The organism is Flexivirga meconopsidis, assembly GCF_026162425.1.
GTDB classification, from domain to species: Bacteria; Actinomycetota; Actinomycetes; order Actinomycetales; family Dermatophilaceae; genus Flexivirga; species Flexivirga meconopsidis.
Genome location: NZ_JAOBQJ010000003.1, coordinates 245387 through 266720 on the forward strand (window position 1 = coordinate 245387; position 21334 = coordinate 266720).

20 protein-coding genes are annotated in these 21334 nt (G+C 67.3%); 13 read left to right on the forward strand and 7 right to left on the reverse strand.

Going from position 1 to position 21334, the window contains the following annotated elements; all coding sequences use genetic code 11:
* Positions 1–51: 51 nt before the first annotated feature.
* The 7 genes from N2M23_RS10910 to N2M23_RS10940 are packed head-to-tail and all read left to right on the forward strand — an operon-like array spanning position 52 to position 8493.
* On the forward strand, positions 52–1296 hold the full coding sequence (locus tag N2M23_RS10910) for an alpha-L-fucosidase (RefSeq protein ID WP_425270237.1): 1245 nt from the start codon (positions 52–54) through the stop codon (positions 1294–1296).
* Complete coding sequence (locus N2M23_RS10915) at positions 1293–2615, forward strand: L-fuconate dehydratase (RefSeq protein ID WP_265445484.1); 1323 nt, start codon at positions 1293–1295, stop codon at positions 2613–2615. Before N2M23_RS10910 ends, N2M23_RS10915 begins: the two co-directional genes overlap by 4 nt.
* On the forward strand, positions 2612–3421 hold the full coding sequence (locus tag N2M23_RS10920; protein ID WP_265445485.1) for an SDR family NAD(P)-dependent oxidoreductase: 810 nt from the start codon (positions 2612–2614) through the stop codon (positions 3419–3421). Before N2M23_RS10915 ends, N2M23_RS10920 begins: the two co-directional genes overlap by 4 nt.
* On the forward strand, positions 3372–3689 hold the full coding sequence (locus N2M23_RS10925; RefSeq protein WP_279672150.1) for an L-rhamnose mutarotase: 318 nt from the start codon (positions 3372–3374) through the stop codon (positions 3687–3689). Before N2M23_RS10920 ends, N2M23_RS10925 begins: the two co-directional genes overlap by 50 nt.
* On the forward strand, positions 3686–4675 hold the full coding sequence (locus N2M23_RS10930; RefSeq protein WP_265445486.1) for an aldo/keto reductase: 990 nt from the start codon (positions 3686–3688) through the stop codon (positions 4673–4675). The genes N2M23_RS10925 and N2M23_RS10930 overlap by 4 nt, the downstream gene beginning before the upstream one ends.
* Complete coding sequence (locus N2M23_RS10935) at positions 4675–5523, forward strand: amidohydrolase family protein (protein ID WP_265445487.1); 849 nt, start codon at positions 4675–4677, stop codon at positions 5521–5523. Before N2M23_RS10930 ends, N2M23_RS10935 begins: the two co-directional genes overlap by 1 nt.
* Positions 5524–5556: 33 nt before the next feature.
* Complete coding sequence (locus N2M23_RS10940; RefSeq protein WP_265445488.1) at positions 5557–8493, forward strand: glycoside hydrolase family 2 TIM barrel-domain containing protein; 2937 nt, start codon at positions 5557–5559, stop codon at positions 8491–8493.
* Between the two features lie 9 nt (positions 8494–8502).
* Here the strand turns inward: N2M23_RS10940 and N2M23_RS10945 are convergent, their stop codons facing one another.
* Positions 8503–9195, reverse strand: coding sequence for a FadR/GntR family transcriptional regulator (locus N2M23_RS10945; protein WP_265445489.1), 693 nt, complete (start codon positions 9193–9195; stop codon positions 8503–8505).
* A gap of 140 nt (positions 9196–9335) precedes the next feature.
* Positions 9336–10178 carry an SGNH/GDSL hydrolase family protein gene (locus N2M23_RS10950; RefSeq protein WP_265445490.1) on the reverse strand — a complete coding sequence of 281 codons (843 nt, stop codon included), beginning with the start codon at positions 10176–10178 and terminating at the stop codon, positions 9336–9338.
* A 125-nt stretch (positions 10179–10303) separates the two neighbouring features.
* On the opposite strand from N2M23_RS10950, the gene N2M23_RS10955 reads away from it, so the two are divergent.
* The gene (locus N2M23_RS10955; RefSeq protein ID WP_265445492.1) at positions 10304–10576 is read left to right on the forward strand and encodes a ribonuclease E inhibitor RraB; all 273 of its coding nucleotides are present in this window, start codon (positions 10304–10306) and stop codon (positions 10574–10576) included.
* A 47-nt stretch (positions 10577–10623) separates the two neighbouring features.
* Positions 10624–11628 carry a GNAT family N-acetyltransferase gene (locus N2M23_RS10960; RefSeq protein WP_265445493.1) on the forward strand — a complete coding sequence of 335 codons (1005 nt, stop codon included), beginning with the start codon at positions 10624–10626 and terminating at the stop codon, positions 11626–11628.
* A gap of 7 nt (positions 11629–11635) precedes the next feature.
* Here the strand turns inward: N2M23_RS10960 and N2M23_RS10965 are convergent, their stop codons facing one another.
* Complete coding sequence (locus N2M23_RS10965) at positions 11636–12526, reverse strand: LysR family transcriptional regulator (protein ID WP_265445494.1); 891 nt, start codon at positions 12524–12526, stop codon at positions 11636–11638.
* Positions 12527–12608: 82 nt separating this feature from the next.
* On the opposite strand from N2M23_RS10965, the gene N2M23_RS10970 reads away from it, so the two are divergent.
* Positions 12609–13019: a hypothetical protein gene (locus tag N2M23_RS10970; RefSeq protein WP_265445496.1), complete on the forward strand. Its 411-nt coding sequence runs from the start codon at positions 12609–12611 to the stop codon at positions 13017–13019.
* A gap of 70 nt (positions 13020–13089) precedes the next feature.
* Here N2M23_RS10970 and N2M23_RS10975 read toward each other — a convergent pair whose 3' ends face one another.
* A complete protein-coding gene (locus N2M23_RS10975; protein WP_265445497.1) occupies positions 13090–13554 on the reverse strand; it encodes an SRPBCC family protein in 465 nt (154 codons plus the stop codon).
* Between the two features lie 248 nt (positions 13555–13802).
* Here N2M23_RS10975 and clpB point away from each other — a divergent pair, with 248 nt between their 5' ends.
* Positions 13803–16397 (forward strand): ATP-dependent chaperone ClpB, encoded by a 2595-nt coding sequence (clpB, locus tag N2M23_RS10980; RefSeq protein WP_265445498.1) that lies wholly within the window; start codon positions 13803–13805, stop codon positions 16395–16397.
* Positions 16398–16482: 85 nt separating this feature from the next.
* On the opposite strand, the gene N2M23_RS10985 is transcribed toward clpB, so the two are convergent.
* The 3 genes from N2M23_RS10985 to N2M23_RS10995 all read right to left on the reverse strand — a co-directional run bounded on the left by N2M23_RS10985 (position 16483) and on the right by N2M23_RS10995 (position 19772).
* On the reverse strand, positions 16483–17532 hold the full coding sequence (locus tag N2M23_RS10985) for a hypothetical protein (protein WP_265445499.1): 1050 nt from the start codon (positions 17530–17532) through the stop codon (positions 16483–16485).
* Positions 17533–17694: 162 nt separating this feature from the next.
* Positions 17695–18924, reverse strand: coding sequence for an AGE family epimerase/isomerase (locus N2M23_RS10990; RefSeq protein WP_265445501.1), 1230 nt, complete (start codon positions 18922–18924; stop codon positions 17695–17697).
* Complete coding sequence (locus N2M23_RS10995) at positions 18921–19772, reverse strand: alpha/beta fold hydrolase (RefSeq protein ID WP_265445503.1); 852 nt, start codon at positions 19770–19772, stop codon at positions 18921–18923. Before N2M23_RS10995 ends, N2M23_RS10990 begins: the two co-directional genes overlap by 4 nt.
* Positions 19773–19848: 76 nt before the next feature.
* On the opposite strand from N2M23_RS10995, the gene N2M23_RS11000 reads away from it, so the two are divergent.
* Complete coding sequence (locus N2M23_RS11000) at positions 19849–20514, forward strand: YdeI/OmpD-associated family protein (RefSeq protein WP_265445504.1); 666 nt, start codon at positions 19849–19851, stop codon at positions 20512–20514.
* Between the two features lie 86 nt (positions 20515–20600).
* Complete coding sequence (locus tag N2M23_RS11005) at positions 20601–21320, forward strand: LppX_LprAFG lipoprotein (RefSeq protein WP_265445505.1); 720 nt, start codon at positions 20601–20603, stop codon at positions 21318–21320.
* Positions 21321–21334 lie beyond the last annotated feature (14 nt).

The following is a 21334-nucleotide window of genomic DNA, read 5'->3' on the forward strand; positions in this document are numbered from 1 at the left end:
GTCTTCTTGTCCACCTCGATCGCTCCGTGGTTCGAGCACGACCGGTTCGGCATGTTCATCCATTTCGGTCTCTATTCGGCGGCCGCCCGACACGAGTGGGTCAAGAACCGCGAAGAGCTGACAACAGCCGAATACCAGCGCTATTTCGATCATTTCGACCCCGACCTCGCAGACCCGGCCGACTGGGCGGCACAGGCCAAAGCCGCGGGAATGCGGTATGTCGTGCTGACCACCAAGCACCACGACGGCTTCTGTCTGTGGGACGCGAGCAACACCGACTACAAGATCACCAACACGCCATACGGCAAGGATCTGGTGCGGGCGTATGCCGAGGCTGCCCGCGAGGCGGGCCTGCGCGTCGGCTTCTATCACTCGCTGATCGATTGGCATCACCCGGATTTCACCGTCGACGGTTATCACCCGCAGCGGGGTGACTCCGCGGCGCGCGAGGCCAATGCGGGGCGCGATTTCGGTCGCTACGTGGATTATCTGCACGCCCAGGTGCGGGAACTGCTGACCGACTATGGCCGCATCGACTACCTGTTCTACGACTTCTCCTACCCGGGCCACCCGGAAGGTGGCAAGGGGAGGGCCGACTGGCGGTCCGAGGAGTTGCTGGCACTGACCCGGCAACTGCAGCCTGGCATCGTTGTCAACGACCGACTCGACATACCCGCTGACATCGTGACTCCTGAGCAGTATCAGCCGGTTTCGCCGATGTTGCGCGATGGTGAGGAAGTGCCGTGGGAAGCCTGCCAGACGACGAACGGCAGTTGGGGATATGACCGCGACAACCACGATCACAAGTCGCCCGACCTGATTGTGCGGATGCTCGCGAACAGCGTGAGCAACGGTGGCAACATGCTGCTCAATGTCGGGCCAAACGGTCGGGGCGAGTTCGACCCGACGGACCGACACATCCTGCGTGAGGTGGGCGACTGGATGCGGCTGCACGAGCGCGCGATCATCGGCGCCGGGCCCAGCGCCTACGTTGCGCCTGCGGACTGCCACTACACGCAGGCCGGAAATCGCCTCTACGTGCACGTATTCGCCTGGCCGATGGGTCACCTGCATCTGCCAGACCTCGCCGGGAAGGTCTCCTATGCCCAGCTCTTGCACGACGGATCGGAGATCAACAGAGTCGTGCACGAGGCCGGGACGGAGGGGCTGACCACGCAACCAGGCGGTCAGCCAGCCGGCACTCTCACCCTCGAGTTGCCGATGCGGGCGCCATCGGTCGCCTTGCCGGTCATCGAACTCTTCCTGACCGACCAACGCAACGAGGTGCAACCGTGACCGCGACCATCAGCGCGTTGCGAACGCTCGACATTCGCTTCCCGACATCGCGCGAGCTGGACGGCTCCGACGCGATGAACCCCGACCCGGACTATTCCGCGGCATACGTGATCATCGAGACCGATGCACCAGACGGACTTACCGGGCACGGCTTCGTCTTCACCATCGGTCGCGGCAATGAGGTTGCGGTCGCCGCGATCGACGCGCTGCGGCCGATGTTGCTCGGCCGGAAGGTCGACGCACTGCTGGACGACCTCGGCGGCACGTCGCGTGAGCTGATCGGGGACAGCCAACTCCGTTGGCTCGGGCCGGAGAAGGGCGTCATGCACATGGCGATCTCCGCGGTGCTGAACGCGCTCTGGGATCTTCGGGCCAAACGCGCGGGTATGCCGCTGTGGCAACTGCTTTCGCGGATGACACCGGAGGAGCTTGTCTCCCTGGTCGACTTCCGATATTTGTCCGATGCCCTCACGCCGGACGAGGCTCTGGAGATGCTGCGCGCGGCCGAGCCGGGGCGTGCCGAGCGTGAACAGCAGCTCCTGGAGCGCGGATACCCGGCGTACACCACGACCCCCGGTTGGCTCGGCTACTCCGACGACAAGCTGGAGCGCCTGGCCAAGGAGGCAGTCGCCGACGGTTTCCGACAGATCAAGCTGAAGGTCGGCGACAACCTCGAGGACGACATCCGCCGGATGCAGATCGCCCGGGCAGCCGTAGGCGCCGACGTCCGCGTCGCGATCGACGCCAACCAGCGGTGGGACGTCGACGAAGCGATCGAGTGGGTCCGCGCGCTGGCCCCCTCCGATCCGTACTGGATTGAGGAGCCCACCAGCCCCGACGACGTGCTGGGCCATGCTCGCATTAGGCAGGGTGTTGCGCCGATTAAGGTCGCAACCGGCGAACACGCCCAGAACAGAGTCATTTTCAAGCAGATGCTGCAGGCCGGAGCCATCGACATCCTGCAGCTCGATGCTGCGCGGGTCGCGGGCGTCAACGAGAATCTCGCGATCCTGCTGCTCGCCGCGAAGTTCGGGGTGCCGGTCTGTCCGCATGCCGGCGGCGTCGGATTGTGCGAGCTGGTGCAGCACCTGTCGATGTTCGACTTCGTGGCGCTGACGGGGACCACGCAGGACCGGGTCATCGAGTACGTCGACCACCTGCACGAGGAGTTCGTCGTGCCGGCGGTCATCAACGACGGCCATTACGTGGCACCGACCACGCCTGGCTTCTCGTCGCAAATGCGCGACGATGCCTTGCACGACTACGAATATCCGAACGGACCCGTATGGCGCACGATCGCCGAGGAGGATGACCGATGACCGACTACAACACGATCCGTGCGCTGGTGACCGGCGGCGCAAGTGGCATCGGCAAGGCGGTCGCACAGGAGTTGCTGGCCCGCGGTGCCCAGGTCGCCGTGCTCGACCTGGACCCTTCCGGCGCACCCGAGGGCGCCGTGGGAGTGCGCTGCGATGTCTCGGACGATGCATCGGTGCGGGCCGCGGTGCAGGAGGCGGCGGATCAGCTCGGTGGGCTCGACGTCCTGGTCAACAACGCCGGCATCGGTGCTCAGGGTGCAGTCACCGACAACGACGACGATGAGTGGCACCGGGTGCTCGACGTCAACGTGCTCGGCATCGTGCGGATGACGCGGGCTGCGATGCCCCTGCTGCAGCAGTCCGATGCCGCCTCGGTGGTGAACACCTGCTCAATCGCGGCGTGGGCGGGGCTGCCGCAGCGAGCCCTTTACAGCGCGAGCAAGGGTGCGGTGCAGGCACTCACGCTCGCCATGGCCGCCGACTACGTCCGGGACGGCATTCGGGTGAACTGTGTCAATCCCGGCACCGTCGACACGCCCTGGGTCGGTCGCCTGCTGGACAAGGCCGACGATCCTCGCGCCGAACGTGCCGCGCTCGAGGCACGGCAGCCCACCGGACGGCTCGTGCAGCCCGGCGACGTGGGACGTGCGGTCGCCTACCTGGCCGACCCGGCCAACGTCTCCACCACCGGCACAGTGCTCGCCGTGGACGGCGGCATGCACGGCCTGCGCGTCCGCCCGGTCGGAGGAGGGACGCATGGACCGGATTGCTTTGCACACCAGGGTTGCTCAGGGCAAGGAGGCTGAATACAAGGCAGCACATGACGCCATCCCGGCCGAGCTGGTCGATGCGTTGCGGCAGGCGGGGGTGCACAGCTGGCGCATCTGGCGTGACGGCCAGGAACTCTTCCACGTCATCGAATGCGACGACTACGCGCACATGCGCGCATTTCTGCGCGACCACCCGGCCAACGTGCCGTGGCAAGCGCGGATGAGTGAGCTGCTCGAGGTGGAGGACGACTACTCCGGCGACGACCGCGGCATCGCCCAGGTCTGGTCGCTTCCGGACGTATGACGCAGCATCGCGCATCCTTGCCGCGCCGCCCGAACGTGCAGCTCACCCGCCTCGGTTTCGGCGCGGCTGCGCTCGGCAACCTCTACACACCCGTGACGGACGAGGACGCTGATCTCACGTGTGCTGCCGTAGCCGATGTCGGCATCGAATATGTAGACAGTGCACCGCATTACGGCCTTGGCCTGTCCGAGCAGCGCGTCGGCCGATGGCTCGCACACCAGCCGGGAGTTGTCGTGTCCACCAAGGTCGGCAGGCTGCTGGAGCCGCTCGCCCCGCCATACCTGCCTGATGACGAGGGCTTCGCGATCGAGGCGAGATTCCGCCGTGTCCGCGACTATTCGGCATCCGGCATCCGACGCAGCCTGGAGGCGAGTTTCGAGCGACTCGGCGTCGACCGCGTCGCTATCGCGCTCTTGCACGATCCGGACGAGGTCGAGGAACAAGCGATGACCGAGTCGATCCCGGCTCTCGTCGCGTTGCGGGACGAGGGGCTGGTCGATGCCATCGGCGTCGGGATGAATCAGTCGGCGATGCTGACCCGGTTCGTGCAACGGACCGACATCGACGTGGTGATGTGCGCCGGTCGCTTCACGTTGCTGGAGCAGGGTGCTCTGGAGGACCTGTTGCCGGCGGCGGCCGAGCACCACGTAGGCGTTGTCTCGGCGGGGGTGTTCAACTCGGGCATCCTGGCCGAGCCGACCCCACCCGACGATGCGACCTACGACTACTTTCCCGCGCCGAAAGCGTTGCTGGACAAGGCTCGTCGCATCGCCGCAGTCTGCCGAGAGTTCGAGGTAAGCCTGCCGGCAGTCGCCGTGCACCTGCCGATGCTGCACCCGGCCGTGGTGAGCGTCGTGCTCGGCATGCGCTCCCCGGACGAGGTGCTGGCCAACGCGTCATACCTCGCCACGGAGATGCCGGACGAGTTGTGGTCGAGGCTGGTGCGGGACAAGCTGCTGCCGGAGAGACTGTTGGAGGCGACCTGATGACCCGCGTCGACGCACACCACCATCTCTGGGACCCGGGGCGCAGGCATTACCCATTCCTGGACGGCACCGACCTTGCACCGGTCCGCAAGCGGTATGGGTTGGGTCAGTTGCGCGCGACCATGATCCAGCTCGGGGTCGCTCGCACGGTTCTGGTGCAAACCCTGTCCGACCCGGCCGAGACCGGTGAATTTCTTTCTATTGCAGCTGCTTCCGACGGTCTCATAGCAGGTGTCGTCGGCTGGGCAGACTTGACCGCGCCGGATCTCGAGGAGCGGCTCGTGGCGATGCAGGACTCGCCGGGCGGGCACCTGCTGGTCGGCATACGACATCAGATCCAGGACGAGCCCGACCCGGGGTGGGCCGATCGCGACGAGGTCGTGCGCGGTGTGCGCACAGTCGGGGCGGCCGGCCTGGTCTACGACCTGCTGCTCCGCGAGCCGCAGTGGAAAGCCGGTTGCCGACTCGTCGAGTCGTGCCCGGACACGTCGTTCGTCCTCGACCACGCGGGCAAGCCGCCGATTGCATCCGGAGATCTGGGCCCGTGGCGCAGCTGGATCACCGACCTTGCCGATCGGCCCAACGTCGCAGTCAAGGTCAGCGGTCTGGTGACCGAAGCCGACTGGCAACGCTGGACATCCGACGATCTCAAGCCGGTGATCGACACTCTCGTGGAGGCATTTGGTCCCCAACGGATGCTGCAGGGATCCGACTGGCCACTGGCCGATCTCGCTGGGTCCACGTCACGGTCCTGGCAAACGGTCACCCAGCTCCTGGAGCAGGCCGACGCGCACGCGGCGCTGGGTGACACCGCGGCCGGCGTTTATCGCCTGGGTGAGACTGCCTGAACCATATCCACCGACCGGATCAAGGGATTCTTCGTGACCGACCCGGACCTCGTCAGCATCGACCCTGACCCGCGCGTGCTGCCCGCCCGAGCGACGATTGCCACCGATGCACCGACCCTCTCACTCGACGGACAGTGGACCTTTCGCTTCGACGAGCGCGGCGGTCAGGAGGACTCGGCGTTCGCCGCGACCGACTTCGACGACTCGGTGTGGGACCGGCTCGAGGTGCCGTCGACGTGGGTCTTGCGCGGTTACGGTGCCCCTGCCTACACCAACGTGCGCTATCCGTTCCCCATCGATCCGCCACGTGTGCCGTCGACCAACCCTCGCGGCGACTACCGACGTGAGTTCGACCTGCCCACCGACTGGCCGTCCGGGAGCCGCTCGGTGCTGCGCTTCGACGGGATCGAGTCATTCGGTCGGATCTGGCTCAACGGCAACGAAATCGGCTTCACCCGAGGCAGTCGGCTGCCGAGCGAGTTTGATGTCACCGAGGTGCTCCGGTCAGGCCGCAACGTGCTGGCCGTCCAAGTGCACCAGTGGTCCTCCGGCAGCTACCTCGAGGACCAGGACATGTGGTGGCTGCCCGGGTTGTTCCGCAGTGTCACTCTCCTGAGCCGTCCGCCGGGTGGCATCGACGACGCGTTCGTGCAGGGTGACTGGGATCCGACGACCGGACACGGTTGGCTGCGCGTCGACGTCGCGTCGCACGTCGAGGTCAACCTGCCGGCTCTCGGACTGCGCGGGTTAGCCCCCGGCCGGTGGCACGACATCGGAGCCGTGCAGCCGTGGAGCGCCGAGGAACCCGTGCTGTATGACGTGGAGCTGCGCACGACAAGCGAAAGCGCCGTCATACGCACCGGATTCCGACGCATCCAGATCGAGGACGGGGTGCTGCTGGCAAACGGACGCCGGCTGGTCTTTCAGGGCGTCAACCGACATGAGTTTCACCCACGCGACGGCCGTTCCCTCGATGCCGAGACCATGCTCACCGATGTGCTGCTCATGAAAAGGCACAATGTGAATGCCGTTCGGACGTCGCACTATCCGCCGCATCCGCATTTCCTGGACCTGTGCGACGAATACGGGTTGTGGGTCATCGATGAAGGCGATCTCGAGACGCACGGCTTCGAGGAGTCCAGGGATGGTGGCGCCGAGTGGCAGGGAAACCCCGCCGGGGACGCGCCCGCATGGCGTGCGGCGCTGCTCGATCGTATGAAGCGGATGGTCGAACGCGACAAGAACCATCCGAGCGTCATCATCTGGTCGCTCGGGAACGAGAGCGGGCAGGGCGCCAACCTACGCGCGATGGCGCAGTGGGCCAAGGGTCGCGATCCGCGCCGGCCGATCCATGATGTCGGTTGCCGCGAAGCCGACTACGTTGACGTCTTCGGCCGGATGTATGACGAACTTGCAGTCGCCGCAGGAATACTCGCCGGTGACGTCCCGATGACCCGCACCGAGGAAGCGCGCGACCGAGTCGCCCGAATGCCCTACCTGCTCAGCGAATACGGTCACGCGATGGGCAACGGCCCGGGCGGCCTCGCCGAGTATCAGCAGTTCTTCCGAGACAACCCGCGCGCCCAGGGCGGTTTCATCTGGGAGTGGATCGAGCACGGCATCCCGCAGCGCGGCGCGAGGGGCGTCGAGCGCTATGCCTACGGCGGCGACTTCGGCGAGCCATTGCACGACAGCAACTTTGTCATCGACGGGTTGGTGCATCCGGATCGGACGCCCACTCCCGGCCTGATCGAGTATGCCGCGCAGATCTCCCCTGTCGCGATGGCCGTCGACACCGACGGCACGGTCAATGTCGAAAATCGCTACCACACAATTGATCTCGGACATTTGACCGTCCGATGGGAGGTGTCCGAGGGCGGGCATCAGGTTGCCGACGGGAGGCTGCCGATGCCTGCCGTGCGCCCCGGGGAGGCCGGTGCGCTGAGGATCCCCCTGCCCGATAGTGCGGCCCCGGACCCGCGCACCGATCGGGTCCTGACTGTCCGCGCCGTGCTCGCCGACGACGCTGCCTGGGCCCCTGCCGGTCACGCCGTCGCATCGGCGGCCGCCGTCGTCTCTGCTGCCACCCCTGCCGCTCCGGCCACCGGGGCGACACCCGTCGTCGAGGGCACGACGATCACGCTCGGCCCGCTGCAGCTGAGTCGACAGGGTGCGGTCCAGTCCATCGGCAACGTTGCAGTGGGTGATCTGCACGTCGACCTGTGGCGAGCGCCGACCGACAACGACGACGCTCCGGACCGGATCGGCCAACGCAGGGGTGACAAGCGGTCGTTGACCGAGCGATGGCGAGCCGCGGGACTCGACCGGCTGGAGCACCGGGTGGACGGGGTGGACGTCGCCGACGACGCGGTGACCGTCCGCTCCCGGGTCGCGGCCGCCGACTCCCGAGACGCGCTCGCCGTGAGTTACCGCTGGACCAGTGACGGTAACCGCGTCGACCTCGACGTGACGGTCCGGCCGGAGGGCGCATGGCAGCAGCCTTGGCCCAGGATCGGCCTCGACTTCACCCTGCCGGCGTCCTTCACCGACGTGGAGTGGGACGGCCTGGGCCCGGGCGAGGCCTACCCGGACACCCGAGCGGGCGTCGTGCCCGGTCGGTTTCGCTCCGCCGTGGATGACCTACAGGCGCCATACATCAGGCCGCAGGAGAACGGCGCGCGGCTGGATGTCACCTGGGCGCGGCTCGCGGCGGGTGACCAGGCTCTGCAACTGCACCTCGACCCGGCGATGATGCTGACCGTCCGGCCCTGGTCGACGGTGGCTCTGGACCGGGCCGAGCACACCGATGAGCTGGTGGTCGACGAAACCCGCATGCACGTGCATGTCGACATCGCGCACCAGGGCATCGGATCGGCCTCCTGCGGGCCGCAGCCGTGGCCGTCATACTGGCTGGCCGCCGCCGACGTGGACTGGCGGATCACCTTCATCCCGGGATCCACTGCCGAATAGCTCCGGATGTCAGTCGGTTTCGTTACCGGCTGCCGCAGCCTGGCGCAACCACTCCTCAACACCCGCGATGTGCAAAGTGGCCGCAGCATGGGCGACGTCCGGCTGACGCGCTCGCATGGCCTCGAGGATCTGCCGATGCTCGCGGTTGGTGCGTTCGGTGGCGCGCTGCTGGGTCAGGCCGCGCCAGATGCGCGCGCGGTGCGTCGGCCCGGCGATGCTGTCGAGCAGCGACGCCAGCACCGGGTTGCCGGAGCCGGCGACGATGCGTCGGTGGAACTCCAGGTCGGCCTGCACGAGCTCGTCCACCGACGGATCCGCCGGTAGCGCATCGAGGTGCTCCTGCAACGCGGCAAGATCCTCGTCGGACATGGCCCTCGCCGCCGCCGCAGTGGCCGCAGGCTCGAGGATGCGCCGCACCTCCAGGAAGTTCAGCACGGTGTCGTCCTGGTGGAAGTCCACCACGAATTCCATCGCACCCATCAGCAGATTGGGCTCCAGGCTGGTGACATAGGTGCCGTCGCCCTGCCGGACGTCCAGCACGTGGATCAGCGAGAGCGCCTTGACTGCCTCGCGCAGTGAGTTGCGGGACAGGCCCAGCCGTTCGGCGAGGTCGGCCTCCCGGGGCAGCTTGCTACCGGGGCTGAGCTCGCCGGTGACGATCATCTGCTTGATCTTGGTGATCGCCTCATCGGTGACGGCCACGAGCACCTCCAGTAGTAATCGGTATCCACTCATCATGGCGCGACCGGCGCACCGGCGCCTGCTCGACGCGGAATGTGCGACTCGGGCGCAGAACGTCCGAGCATGCCACGAAATGGCTGGTGCGTGCGGGTTGACGATGCTCAGGCGCGGCCCTGGTGCGCCAACGCCTCGGCGTGCACCTGCATCGCGTCGCCCGCGCGCTCACGCGCCAGGCGCTTCATGCCGTCGGCCGGGTGCACCGGCTCGGGCCACTTGGGCAGCAGGGAGTCACCCTCCCGCACGCCGCTGATCCGCCGCCGGAACAACGGGATCACCTCGTCGCGCACCCAGAGTGATTCCTCCTGCAGGGCCTGCCTCCATGGGCGCGGCCGGAACGGCGGCAACTCCGGGATCTTCAGCGTGTGCGGTATGCCGAGCTCCTGGAGCACGTGGCCGGCGAGTCGTTTGTGGCCGGCCTTCGACATATGGATGCGGTCCGCGCTCCACATCCGCCGGTCGTAGAACTCGGCGTACTCCGCATGGTCGACCAGCACCGCGCCGTACTCCCTCGCCAGGTCGCGCACGGTCTGGTTGAAGTAGATGAGTCTCCGTCGCACCGGCTCCAGCAACGGCGTCGCGGTCGGGTCGAACGCGGTGAAGACGATCAACTGGGCACCGCTGGCCTGCAGTCGGCGTAGCGCAGCCTCGTATCGCTCCATCACCGAGCCCATGTTGACCCGCACGGAGAGGATGTCGTTGCCGCCGGCATAGAACGACAGGTGCGTCGGGCGCAGCGCGATCGCTGCATCCACCTGCTCATCGACGACTTCGTCGAGCACTTTGCTGCGGATCGCCAGGTTGGCATAGCGCCACTCGTCGTCGTGCCGGCCGAGCTGGCGAGCCATCCGGTCCGCCCAGCCGCGAACTCCGTTGGGGTAGAGGACATTCGGGTCCCCGACACCCTCGGTGTAGGAGTCGCCGACGGCGACGAACAGGCCAGCCATTGCGCGCCGAGAGTATGACGAGAGCGTCACCGCTGCGCGAACGTCCCGTTGCCGAACGGCGACGGGCGCGCAACGGGTGGGTGACGTGCTGCAACGGCACGAGTCCAGCTGGCAGAGTAGGAGGCGTGATCGAGTACTTGATGGTCTTTCCCGAACGCGACGCCGCGGAGGAAGTCGCCGAAGAGCTCGCGGACGACGACTTCGGCTCGGTGCGCGTGCTGTCGGAGGCTTTGGCCGGCGAGGACGACGCGGAGGATGTCAACTGGGTCGTGCATGTCGTGCAGGACACCGTGGACGACCCCGCGGGCGCGGTGGCACGCGCACTGTCGGAGCGCTTCTCCGCGCTGGCGGAGGAGCACGACGGGTGGCTGGACGACGACCGGTCCACCGGCGGCTGACCGAAATCCGTTCGCCGTCCGGGTCGGGGATTGCCTACTGTGATCGGGTGATCCGGCTCCTGGACGTCGCCGACGACGGCGAGATGCGATCGGCGTTCGACCTCGGGGTCGAGGTCGGGTCGGCGGACCGTCCGTGGTTTCGCCCGCCGGCGTTCGGGTCGTGGCTCATCGAGCGGCGTCGGCCCGACCAGGAGGAGCGGCAGGAGCTCTACGGAGTCTTCGACGGTGACCTGCTGACGGGCACGCTGCTGCTGTGGGTCCCGCTGGCCGACAACATTGACAAGGTGTATGCCGACCTGACCGTCCACCCGCAGGGGCGTCGGCGCGGTGCGGGCACCGCTTTGGTCGAGCACCTCGTGGACCGCGTGCGGCAACTCCAGCGGCATGAGGTCTGGGTCGAGTCGTATGTACCTCCAGGCGATTTCGCATCCCATCCCTACAGCCGGTTCGCCCGTGCGCACGGGTTCGAGCTCGGCTGGGTGGAGGCGGTGCGGCATCTGCGCCTGCCGGTGTCCGAGGAGAAGCTGGGTCGGCTCGCTGCTACGGCTGCTCCGTCCTACGAGTCGGATTATGAGGTCCGCACGTTCGTCGGCCGTGTGCCGGACGTGTTCCTGCCTGGGCTGGCCGAGCTGATGAGTCTGCTCGCCGTCGACGCGCCGTCCGGCGATTTCGACTTCGAGGCGGAGGACATTACCCCCGACCGGCTGCGCCGCACCTACGCCCGGGAGGAGGAACAGGGTCGAACGCGCCTGTCTGCCCTCGCGATTCATCGCCGGTCGGGAGTGGTCGCGGCGCAGTCCGACCTCGTTCTCGACGACGACCCAGCAGGGCTGGTGCATCAGGAAGGCACGTTCGTGCACCGCGAGCATCGCGGCCACCGTCTCGGTATGGCGACGAAGGCCGCGAATCTTCAGCTTCTCCAACAAGAGAGACCAGGTAGGCCCTACGTCGTGACCGAGAACGCGGAGGACAACCCGCACATGATCGACATCAACGTCGCGCTGGGGTTCGAGATCGTCGAGCGCCTGGTGGAGTGGGTGCGGAAGGTCTGAATCTTCCTCAGCCCGCGGCGATCTCGCGCAGCAACTCCAGCGCGCGGCAGGTCACCGGGTTGTTGCTCGCCGCGTCGCGGACATTGACCGCGATGCCCCGCCGCACCTCGGGATCACGCAGTGGCACCGCTCTCGCCGTGCGCGGCAGCGAACCGAGGGTGAGTGCGGGGACCAGGGTCACGCCGATCCCGGCCGCGGCCAGCGCGAACGTCGTGTGGTGATCCTGGCAGCGGGCGACCAGCCGCGGTCGGATGCCGACCTGGTCGAGCGCCTGGCGCAGGATGCGCCCGCAGGTCTGCCCTTCGATGCTCTCGTCGATCCACGGCTCGTCGGCCAGGTCGGCGAGACAGATCGCGTCCTTCTGGGCCAGCGGGTTACGCGAGTGCATGACCACGACGTACGGCTCGGTGATGAGCGCGTGGCGGGTGTATCCCGCTGGCGCAACAGGAGTTTCACCGATCGCCTCGGTGCGGATGTCCAGGTCACACATCGGCTTGACGTCCTCGGTGAGTTCGTTGAGGTCGACGGTGATGAGCACGTCCCGAAACTCGCGCTGCAGTTTGGAGACCAGTTTGGGCACCCATTCCTCGCCGGCTGAGGCGAAGCAGGCGATGGACAGGTTGCCGGTCCGCCCGTCACGCAGGTCGGTCACGACATCGTCGAGCCTGGCCAGAGCCCCGATCGCGTCGTCGCTGCGATCGGCCAGCAGCCTGCCGACCGGAGTTGGGCTGATGCCACGGCCGGCCTTCTCGAAGAGCGTCAGGCCAGTCTCACGCTGCAACTGATTGATGTGCTGGCTCACAGCTGACGGCGTGTAGCCGAGATGTGTCGCAGCAGCCTGCACCGAACCACTGGCGACGACCGACCGGAAGACTCGCAAACGGTGAACATCCATCATGATCTGAACATACAGCGACACTGCATGGTTGTGAAGAAACATTCGCTGGTGCTTTCGGGTCGCGGCCGCCACGATGGAACACATGACCAGCGCACACACCTTCACCAGTCCCGACCCGATCGACCGCGACGCGGCCCGGGTGCGCCAGGACCTTCGTGGCCTGGATCACACCGGTTCGCAGCCGACACAACATGATTCGGTGTTCCAACGCATCGTGACCGCCCTGCGCGACACCTGGAACCAACAGCAGGAGGCGCAGGAACGAATCGCCATACTCCGGGCGCCATGGACCCACGATCAGGCCCACTGGGTGCAGGGGCCGAACGGTCCCGAACTCCACGGCAGCACCCAGCCGCCCCGCGGCGGTCGTGGGCCGGTCACCCGCGGTGGCTGGTGCCCGTGTCATCTGAGTAATCAGGTGGCGGCCGTGGGCCGGCCGCTACGTCCGGCGCGGCGGGACCGCGGCCAGCTCACCCTGACCAGCGGGCGGTGAGTCCCGCCCGCGACGAAGAGGCGAAAACGCCCGGACCTTAAAAGGGGTCCGGGCGTTTTCGCGTCGTGATTCAGGAAGAGACGAGCTCGGCAAGCTTGCCGAGTGTGTCGTCCATCTGCTCCTTGCTGACCAGCGGAAAGAGGTTCTTGCTGAGCAGGTCCTTGTCGGTCACCTTGCTCCAGTCGTATGTCTGCGTCACCAGGGTCTGGTCGGGTCCCTGGGGCTCGAGCTCCCACACCCACTCCCAGCCGGGCGGCTGCGTGCCGGCCGGTGCGGTCTGCCAGGCCAGCAACTTGTCCTTGGCATAGCCGGTGACGTGGTTGTCGGTCTGATACTCGCCGCCCATGTGGTCGCCCTCCATGTTCATGGTGAAGACATCACCGGTCGCCTGGATGCGCTGCGGACGGTCGGCGCTGCGCACGAAGCCCGAGCCATCCAGTCGGACATGGTTGTCGGGATTGGTGAGCACGTCGAAGATCTGTGCCGCCGGTGCGTCGATGGTCCGCGAGGTCGAGATCTTGGTTTCTTGGCTCATGAACCCAACCTGCCCCCGCCCGCGGTATGACGCAATCCCCCGAACGGGCGAAACGCGAAAGTTGAGCGGAATAGACTCAACTTTACGACCGTTGAACGGATAGAGACGTGTGTTGTCGCGGATCCCTTGCCAGCCGCCGGGTAAGGCGGAAGGGTGGCGGGAGCCGGGCAGTCGAGCGGCCCCGCGATCGGCATACGTCACCGGAGTTTTCCAAGCAGGACGTTCGAGAAGAAGGAGACCGATCAGACGTGGATCTGCAGCTGACCACCAAGGCCCAGGAGGCGCTGTCCGGCGCCGTGCAACAGGCGACCAAGAACGGCAACCCGCAAGTGGAGCCGGCGCATCTGTTGCTCGCGCTGGTCGACCAGACCGACACGACCACCGGCCCGCTGCTGGAAGCCATCGGCACCACGCCGCAGGCCGTGCGGGCCACTGCCGAGAAGGCGATTCGCGCACTGCCGAGTGTCCAGGGGCAGTCCGTGGCCCAACCGAGCATGTCCCGTGCGCTTGCCAACGTCTTGGAGCAGGCGCGGCAGGCGATGGCGTCGATGGGCGACACGTTCGTGTCCACCGACCATCTGCTGCTCGCGCTCGCGCGGACCGGCGAGTTCGGTCTCGACGCCGAAGCCATCGCCGCTGCAATCCCGCAGACGCGTGGCGGTGGCAAGGTCAACAGCGCCGAGCCCGAGGGCGCGTTCGACGCCCTGGAGAAGTACGGCACCGACCTGACCGCGGTTGCGCGTGAAGGCAAGCTCGACCCGGTGATCGGCCGCGACTCCGAGATTCGTCGCGTCGTACAAGTGCTGTCTCGGCGTACCAAGAACAACCCGGTGCTGATCGGCGAGCCGGGCGTCGGTAAGACCGCCGTCGTCGAGGGCCTCGCACAGCGCATCGTCGCCGGCGACGTCCCAGAATCCTTGCGCGACAAGCGTTTGGTGTCACTCGACCTGGGCGCGATGGTCGCCGGTGCGAAGTACCGCGGTGAGTTCGAGGAGCGGCTGAAGGCCGTGCTTGAGGAGATCAAGGCATCCGAGGGCCAGATCATCACCTTCATCGACGAGCTGCACACCGTCGTCGGCGCCGGCGCGAGTGGCGACTCCAGCATGGACGCCGGCAACATGCTCAAGCCGATGCTGGCCCGCGGTGAGCTGCGACTGGTCGGTGCCACCACGCTCGACGAGTATCGCGAGTACATCGAGAAGGACCCGGCACTCGAGCGGCGCTTCCAGCAGGTGTATGTCGGTGAGCCCTCCGTCGAGGACACCATCGCGATCCTGCGCGGGCTCAAGGAGCGCTACGAGGCGCACCACAAGGTTGCCGTCTCGGATGCGGCTCTCGTTGCGGCCGCTTCGCTTTCGGACCGTTACATCACCTCGCGGCAGCTGCCGGACAAGGCGATCGACCTGATCGACGAGGCCGCGTCGCGGCTGCGGATGGAGATCGACTCCTCCCCGGTCGAGATCGACGAGCTGCGTCGTTCGGTCGACCGGTTGAAGATGGAAGAGCTGCACCTGGAGAACGAAACCGACGCGGCCTCCAAGGATCGGCTCGCCAAACTGCGCTCTGACCTGGCCGACAAGCAAGAGGAGCTGTCGGCGCTCAACGCTCGATGGGAGCAGGAGAAGGCCGGCCTCAACAAGGTCGGTGACATCAAGAGCAAGATCGACGAACTCCGCACGCAGGCAGACAAATTGGAGCGTGACGGCGACTACGCCGGCGCCTCCAAGATCCTGTATGGCGAGCTGCCCGCGCTCGAGAAGCAACTCGAAGAGGCCCAAGCCGCTGAGTCGACGTCGTCGACCGCGGGTGGCGAAGCACCGATGGTCAAGGAAGAGGTCGGCCCGGACGACATCGCGGACGTGATCTCCTCGTGGACCGGCATCCCGGCCGGCCGGCTGCTCGAAGGCGAGACCGAGAAGCTGCTGCGCATGGAGGACTGGATCGGCGAGCATGTCATCGGTCAGAAACAGGCCGTGCAGTCGGTCGCGGACGCGGTGCGTCGCACCCGCGCCGGCGTCGCCGACCCTGATCGTCCGGCAGGCTCGTTCCTCTTCCTCGGGCCGACTGGCGTCGGCAAGACGGAGCTGGCCAAGGCAGTGGCGGACTTCCTCTTCGACGACCCGCGAGCCGTCGTACGCATCGACATGTCCGAATACTCCGAGCGGCACGCCGTCGCGCGGCTGATCGGTTCGCCGCCCGGCTACGTCGGCTACGAGGAGGGCGGTCAGCTGACCGAGGCGGTACGCCGCCGGCCCTACTGCGTGGTGCTGCTCGACGAGGTGGAGAAGGCACACCCGGAGACCTTCGACATCCTGCTGCAGGTGCTCGACGACGGACGGCTCACCGACGGGCAGGGCCGCACGGTCGACTTCCGCAACGTCATCCTGATCATGACCTCCAACCTGGGCTCGCAATTCCTGGTCGACCCGACCATGGATGTCAAGGAGAAGCAGGAGGCGGTGATGGGCGTGGTGCGCAAGTCGTTCAAGCCGGAGTTCCTCAACCGGCTCGACGAGGTCATCATCTTCGACCCGCTGAGCAAGGACGAGCTGACGCGCATCGTCGACCTGCAGGTCGACGCGATCGCGATGCGCCTGGCCGACCGCCGGATCACGCTCAACGTGACCGACCCGGCCAAGCAATGGCTGGCCGACGAGGGGTACGACCCGGCATACGGCGCTCGGCCGCTGCGCCGCCTGGTGCAGAAGGAGATCGGCGACCGGCTCGCACGCGCGCTGCTCGGCGGTGAGGTGCGCGACGGCCAGATCGTGACCGTCGAGAAGAACCCCGACGGCGACGGTCTCAAGCTCGAGTCCCCGGCGGAGGCCGCGGCCACCATCTGACGCCCCCTCGCCGACAGGCTCACTTATCGCCCAGAGGCTCAGTTATTCGACGCAAGAAGTCGTCGAATAACTGAGCCTCTCGCCATTATCTGAGCCTGTCGGCGAAGTAGGCGTTCGACGGGAGCGGGCCCGGTGGCAACGGCCAGCCGCCCTCCGCAACGGGGTGTATGCCGGCAGCCACGAGAATGTCGAAGAATCTGCTCGGATCGAACGCCTCCGCCCAGCCCCAGCGGAAAACGTCCCGCACGTCGCCATGTCGTCGCAGGCGGGTCTCGCGGCTCTTCTCACGCAACAGCGCATCGACGACCTGCTTGCTCGACTGCTGCGCACTCACCGCATACTTCACCGCGCCGTCGCACTCGCCGATGATCCGAAGCTGCGGCAGGTAGAAGTCCGTGCGCCCGATAAACCCCGCGTCGTCCCAGAAGTCGACCTGGAGCTCGGGGAGTGGCATGCCGAGCTGAAACATCCGAGCACGACTGAGCGACTCAAGGACCGACTCCGACCGGCCGTCGGCGAGGTGGACCGCAAGGATTGCCATCCGTCGACCGCGGGCACCTCGCGGGAGGCGCTCCGCCTCGTCCACAAGCTGTGCCCGGCTCGTGAGTCGGTGATGAATTGCGCTGTCGCACATGGCGATAGCCGACTCCAACGAGGAATGCCGCGCGTGGTCGACAATCGTGCGCTCGATCGTGGTCACCGACAAGCCGCCGATGTCATCCTGGGAGACCGGGAGAGTCGTCCGGCGACGCGTCACCTGCGGGCTGCGGCCGCGAGATCCAGGCTTCACGACATACTCGACGCGGGTAGGTGGGGAGCCGATCGAGGGGAGCCCCCACAGCGCAGCCGCGGTGCCATGCGCGAACACCGGTGATCCGGCCGCGGCCGTGTCGACCGCGATGGCCATCGTGATTAGTTCTTCGTCCACGGACCGGCTTTCGGCCACTGCCGGCAGGTGCACGCCGCGGCGAATGCGCCGGCCGAGCCGAACGCTCGGGTCGGCTGGGTGCACTGCCGCGAGGCTCGAAGCCGAGGTCAGGCGGATGCCGCGTCGCAGCGTATGGACGTGAGCGGATCGTTCCGCCCGCCAGCTCTCGAGATCCGGTCGCGGCGACTCTTGGGCGTCGGTGGTCATGCTGTCTGAGCGTGGCACTGTCCTGTCCCGCGCGCGTTCGGCTATCCACAGGCGCTTGGTTCGCTCGCCGACAGGCTCACTTATCGCCCGCAGGCCTAGTTATCGGCCGCGCCAGACGGTGAAATAAGTGGGCCCCTCGCCGATAAGTGAGCCTCTCGGCGGTTAGGGGGTGCGGGTGGCGAGCGCGGTCGCGAAGGACGGCGCGAGGGGCAACTGGTCGCCGACGAGGAGGCAGGCCTGAAAGGCGTGGTAGACGTCGGGTTTGCCGACCCACGTGTCGTGGGCGGGGGCATTGCGGGCGTCGAGTTCGTGGTGCCACGAACCCTTTTCGTGATCGATCAGGTAGCGATCGGCGTAGTCCCACCACTGCGTCACCGCGTCGTCCCAGCGCTGCTCGCCGGTCGCGATGCCCAACGCGTATGCCGCGCCGACCGCCTCGCAGAGCACCCAGTGCATGCGGGCGTGCACGACCGGCTTGCCGGACCAATCGGTCGTGTAGACGAAGCCGTCCGCACCGTCGACGGCCCAGCCGTCGGCGACCGCTCGATCGGCCAATTGCGTTGCGGCGCCCACCAGCCCACCGTCGTATGACGGGGCTCCCGCACGCCGGGCGGCCCGCACCGAGAGGGCCAGCCGCGACCACTCCAGCGCGTGTCCGACGGTCGCGCCGAACGGCCGGAACGGATCTGCCGGCTTGTCGCGGTTGTAGTCGGGCAGCGGATTGGCATCGAGGTCGAAGTGCTCCGGGATGCGCCAGTCGCGCTGGGCGGCCCAGGAGATCACTTGCTGCGTGGTGGCTTCCGCGCGATCCAGATATGAGGTGTCCCCGGTGACGTCGTGCACGGCAAGGAACGCCTCGACCGTGTGCATTGCAGCGTTGACACCCAGGTAGGGCTCGCCGTCCGACCAGTCGGCGGAAAAGCGTTCGTGGACAAGGTGTTTCGAGTCGATCCAGAAGCGCTCGTCATGCACCGCGCGGGCGGCAGCGAGCAGCTCCTGCGCCCGCGGCCGACCGGCCGCCACCGCACTACTGGCGGCGAGCAGCACGAAGGCATGGGCATAAGCGAGTTTGTCCGAGTCGGTGGCCGCACCCGTCGACCCGTCGATCGTGGCAAACCAGCCGTCGTGCTCGCCGTCCCGGAAATGGTCGAGCAGCGAGGTCACTCCGTGATCGACCATGTCGGCGAATTCGGCTCTGCCGGTGAGTAGTCCGAGTGCCGCGACGTGCGTCATACGGCAGGTGATCCACAGCTCGAGCGGGCGCGAGGACAGCGCGCCGTCGTCGTCCAACCAGCCGAAGCCGCGGTCTGTCTGCGACCGGCGGCCGAAGTCCAGCAGTCGATCGGCTTCCGAACGCATCGACTGGACTGTCCGCGCTGCAATCTGGCTCATCGTGAGAGCGTAGTGACCGTCGCCGCAACGTCGTCGCTGGCCTCCCAGGTGAGCATGTGACCGAGGCCGTCAAACTTTGTCAGCTCCGCGTCCGGGAGCTCTTGCGCCAGCCGGTCGGCGAGCTTGGGCGGGGTCAACAAGTCGCGAGTGCCGACCAGGATGCGCACGGGCACCGACCGCAGCGCCGGCAGCGAGGCGATCTCGTCGTGTCGCATGAGCGCGCCGTAGAAGCCGCCGAGCACGCTCGCGCGGGTGCCGCGGACGATGCGCGTCGCATCGCGCACGTCCTCCGGACGCGCGCCCTTGCCGAACGCCGTTCTGCGCTGCCCCTTTTCGGTCATCGCACGCCCCAACCGCAGTGGCACGTGCCGTAGCGCCGACATCAGACCGGCCTCACCCGCCCGGCCGGTGCCGCGTAGCCCGCCGGCGGCGGTCGACACGAGCGCGACGCCGCGCACCCGGTCGGCGAACTCGTCGGGGGCGACCCCGGCATACGCCATGATCGTCATGCCGCCCATGGAATGGCCGCCGAGCACGACCTTCTCACCGTCCGGCACGACCTGACCGATGACGGCCGACAGGTCCCGGCCGAGCCGCTCGATGGACTCGTTGCCGACCTTGTGACCGCCGCCGGCGAGCGTGGATCGACCGTGTCCGCGCTGGTCCCAGAGCACCACCCGCAACGACGGGTCGAGCCGGTCGACGACAGGTAACCAGGAGCGGTGGTCCAGGATCCACCCGTGGCCGAGGACGACCGTGCCGCCCGCGTCGCAGGCCGGCTCCCGGACGTACACCGCCAGTCGCGCGCCGTCGTCGGTCGTCACGTTCTTCACCTGTAGTGCCGTCATCCCGACATTCTGGCCGACACGGCGAGCGGAGGGAACAGCAATCCGCACCCGACCATATTGCGAGATGATCGGTCGCATGGTGAGCCCGACTCCGCCCGGCCGTCCGGGCGGCACACCCGACCGGCCCGCGGTCTTCTTCGCCGACGCGGCGGAATGGCGGGCCTGGCTCGCACTGCACCACGCCGGCGAGGACGAGATCTGGATGGGCCTGCACAAGAAGCACGTCGCAGACCGTGGCCTGGAATGGGCCGACGCGGTCCGCGAAGCCCTCTGCTTCGGCTGGATCGACTCCAAGTCCGAGCGCATCGACGACGACAGCAGGCGCCAACGTTGGACCCCACGACGACGCGGCAGCACCTGGAGCGCGGTCAACATCGCGGCCGTCGAGGAGCTGCGCTCCCAAGGCCGTATGACGCAGGCCGGTCTCGATGCCTACGCCCGGCGCAGGCCGGAGCGTTCGGGCACTTACTCCTACGAGCGCCCGGCGGACGAGTTGCCTGCGGCATACCAGCAGCAGTTGACCGCGGACGGCCGGGCAGCCGCCTTCTGGGCAGCGGCGACGCCGGGATACCGCAAGGTCGCGACGCACTGGGTGCTGGGCGCCAAACAACCCGCGACCCGCGACCGGCGGATGACGACCCTCGTCGAGGACTGCGCGCACGGCCGGCTGATCTCGTCCCAGCGCTACGGTGCCGAGCCACGCTGGGTGGCCAAGGCCCGCACGGCCGCGGGTCTCGACTGATGAGCCGCCGGAACCGCATGTGAATCTTCGGCGTCTATACGGACGGCCCCACCACCCGACGCCATCTGGAAGATAGGTTGCCCTGCATGCGACGCACTCTCACCGTCACCGGGTCCCTCGCGGTCGCCGCCTCCCTCGCGCTCACCGGGTGTAGTGCCGGCAGCAAGAAGAAGTCGGACGGCGCCAGTGCGTCGGCGGCGACTCCGTCGGCCATGCTCGCCACTGCGAAGAAGACCCTCGACGAGACCGCCGGTGTGCACTTCAAGCTGACCTCGCAAAAGGTCCCCGACAAGGCGACCGGACTGCTCAGCGGTGAGGGCGACGGTTCCCACGCACCCGCGTTCAAGGGCAGCATCAAGGTGCAGGTGCCGGTCGCCGGTGCCGTCGACGTGCCGGTGGTGGCAGTGAACGGCAAGGTCTGGGCCAAGACCCCGCTCAACTCCAAGATGTCGCCGGTGGACCCCAAGCAGTTCGGCGCGCCCGACCCGGCGCAGATCTTCGCCACCGAGGGCGGCTTCTCGTCACTGCTCACCGCGACGCAGAACCCGAAGTTCGGTGCCAAGAAGCGCAGCGGCAGCGACGTCGTGCAGACGGTCACCGGATCGCTGCCGGGCAGCGTCGTGAAGAAGAACCTCACCATCGGCGTCGAGGCCGAAACCTACGACACGACCTACCTGATCACCGAGAGCGGCGAGTTGCGTTCCGCCACCTTGACCGGGCAGTTCTACAGCCAGTCGACCGACACGTCATACACCGTCGACCTGACGAAGTACGGCGAGAAGGTCACGGTCACGCCGCCGTCCTGATCGACGATCTCGGG

What these genes read in the sequence shown, in the direction of transcription:
- N2M23_RS10910 (WP_425270237.1), top strand. Translation starts at nt 52, where the DNA reads ATGTTCATCCATTTCGGTCTCTATTCGGCGGCCGCCCGACACGAGTGG.
- N2M23_RS10920 (WP_265445485.1), top strand. Translation starts at nt 2,612, where the DNA reads ATGACCGACTACAACACGATCCGTGCGCTGGTGACCGGCGGCGCAAGT.
- N2M23_RS10925 (WP_279672150.1), top strand. Translation starts at nt 3,372, where the DNA reads ATGGACCGGATTGCTTTGCACACCAGGGTTGCTCAGGGCAAGGAGGCT.
- N2M23_RS10930 (WP_265445486.1), top strand. Translation starts at nt 3,686, where the DNA reads ATGACGCAGCATCGCGCATCCTTGCCGCGCCGCCCGAACGTGCAGCTC.
- N2M23_RS10935 (WP_265445487.1), top strand. Translation starts at nt 4,675, where the DNA reads ATGACCCGCGTCGACGCACACCACCATCTCTGGGACCCGGGGCGCAGG.
- N2M23_RS10950 (WP_265445490.1), bottom strand. Translation starts at nt 10,178, where the DNA reads ATGGCTGGCCTGTTCGTCGCCGTCGGCGACTCCTACACCGAGGGTGTC.
- N2M23_RS10965 (WP_265445494.1), bottom strand. Translation starts at nt 12,526, where the DNA reads ATGATGGATGTTCACCGTTTGCGAGTCTTCCGGTCGGTCGTCGCCAGT.
- N2M23_RS10970 (WP_265445496.1), top strand. Translation starts at nt 12,609, where the DNA reads ATGACCAGCGCACACACCTTCACCAGTCCCGACCCGATCGACCGCGAC.
- N2M23_RS10975 (WP_265445497.1), bottom strand. Translation starts at nt 13,554, where the DNA reads ATGAGCCAAGAAACCAAGATCTCGACCTCGCGGACCATCGACGCACCG.
- N2M23_RS10985 (WP_265445499.1), bottom strand. Translation starts at nt 17,532, where the DNA reads ATGACCACCGACGCCCAAGAGTCGCCGCGACCGGATCTCGAGAGCTGG.
- N2M23_RS10990 (WP_265445501.1), bottom strand. Translation starts at nt 18,924, where the DNA reads ATGAGCCAGATTGCAGCGCGGACAGTCCAGTCGATGCGTTCGGAAGCC.
- N2M23_RS10995 (WP_265445503.1), bottom strand. Translation starts at nt 19,772, where the DNA reads ATGACGGCACTACAGGTGAAGAACGTGACGACCGACGACGGCGCGCGA.
- N2M23_RS11000 (WP_265445504.1), top strand. Translation starts at nt 19,849, where the DNA reads ATGGTGAGCCCGACTCCGCCCGGCCGTCCGGGCGGCACACCCGACCGG.
- N2M23_RS11005 (WP_265445505.1), top strand. Translation starts at nt 20,601, where the DNA reads ATGCGACGCACTCTCACCGTCACCGGGTCCCTCGCGGTCGCCGCCTCC.